Source organism: Arthrobacter sp. B0490 (assembly GCF_002929355.1).
In the GTDB taxonomy this organism is placed as follows: domain Bacteria; phylum Actinomycetota; class Actinomycetes; order Actinomycetales; family Micrococcaceae; genus Arthrobacter_D.
Map to the genome: position 1 here is coordinate 1 of NZ_PJIR01000097.1, position 643 is coordinate 643.

Annotated in this window: 1 protein-coding gene; it reads right to left on the bottom strand. The window is 67.2% G+C overall.

The genetic code is table 11. The annotated features are described in order from the left end of the window. Positions 1-93 precede the first annotated feature (93 nt). Positions 94-643, bottom strand: a 550-nt coding sequence (locus CXQ97_RS20950) for a class I SAM-dependent methyltransferase (RefSeq protein ID WP_181035163.1), incomplete at its 5' end; no start/stop codon positions are given.

Genomic DNA, 643 nt, shown 5'->3' on the forward strand with positions numbered 1-643 from the left:
TTGGGCATGACCGGAAGTATTCCTGGCGGATGGTTGCCTTGGAGTATGGCACGCGTACGCGGTTCCCCGAATCGAGCGATACGGGCAATGCGCTCAAAGCCGCAGAATCAGGGTCTTCAGTGGGGGCAGCCCATCGCGCGAGGGGAAGTCGGCAGCCGGTGCCAGCGCCTGCCATTCGCGTACCGGCCTGCCGGCCTTCTCGGCGCAGCGCAGCACTAGGGGCCGCCACTCATCCATCGATACCTTCGCCAGGTTGTTGCAGCAGATCAGCACCCCATCTTCAGCGGTTGCCAGCAACGCCGGCTTGAGCAGGCTCTGATAGTCGCGCAGCAGGTCCACCGTGCCGAAGGCGCTGCGTGCCCAGGCGGGCGGATCGAGCAGTACCAGATCGAACTGGCGCTGCTCGAGGCGAGGGTAGTCGGGCAGGGCGCGGCCGCGCCTGGACGCCACCGGCAGTCCGGCGAGTTGGCGGATCGCCGGGAAATAGTCGGAGCGGACGAAGCGCATCGGTGCCAGCCCCGGGTTCAGCGCTGCATTCTCCCTGCCCACGGCGAGGTTGCGCTCGGCGAAGTCGAGGTTCCAGACATCCCGGGCGCCACCCGCCGCAGCGCAGAGCCCGACGCCGCAGGTATAGGAAAACAGG